Raw genomic sequence first — 549 nt, 5'->3', positions numbered from 1 at the left:
CCGACCAATCCATTACCTAAAAAAGCACCTTCATTCCATTGCATGGGTAATTGTTCCCATATCAAGGCATGTTGGCGCATATACTTTTCCATGTCCGGAGACGAAGTTCCGGACATGGAAGTACATATGAAAAACAATAAAATTACGATTTTGATTGTAGTACGCATAAATTTCTTCTTTTAGTTGGGTAGGGGTATCATTGCCCTACGGCCGTAGTTAAGTTTCAAACCTTTTTTATAAGCTTCAGGACCATGCAAGTCTTGGATATCCATTTCGCCCAAGTTCACGAGAATCCCCCGTGCCATGAGTCCGGCATCTTCGTTTTCAAGGCGTGGCAGGGTTTCTGCGGCTTCTCTCAGTTCCGGCAGGAAAGGACGGATACAGTCACGCATATCAGGATCTAAAGATAAGCATTCTAGTGAAGAGTACCCTATTTTTCTGTATTTTTCTTCTGTGGGAATAATTAGGCGGGCAACGCTTTCTTGACTTTTACCCAGATAGGCTGCGGCATAGGCGGCTTCGGAAGCGATGTAGGGATTACTGTCTTGG

At 44.4% G+C, this 549-nt stretch carries 1 pseudogene; it reads right to left on the bottom strand.

Features of this window, described 5'->3' with window-relative positions:
• Positions 1 to 179: 179 nt before the first annotated feature.
• Positions 180 to 549: pseudogene (locus BHV72_RS02365) on the bottom strand (sulfatase); the annotation flags it as partial.

Source organism: Bacteroides sp. 43_46 (assembly GCF_001915455.1).
Classification (GTDB): Bacteria; Bacteroidota; Bacteroidia; order Bacteroidales; family Bacteroidaceae; genus Bacteroides; species Bacteroides caccae.
Note: the sequence above shows the minus strand (reverse complement) of the source record. Positions and strands in the feature narration are given on the sequence as shown.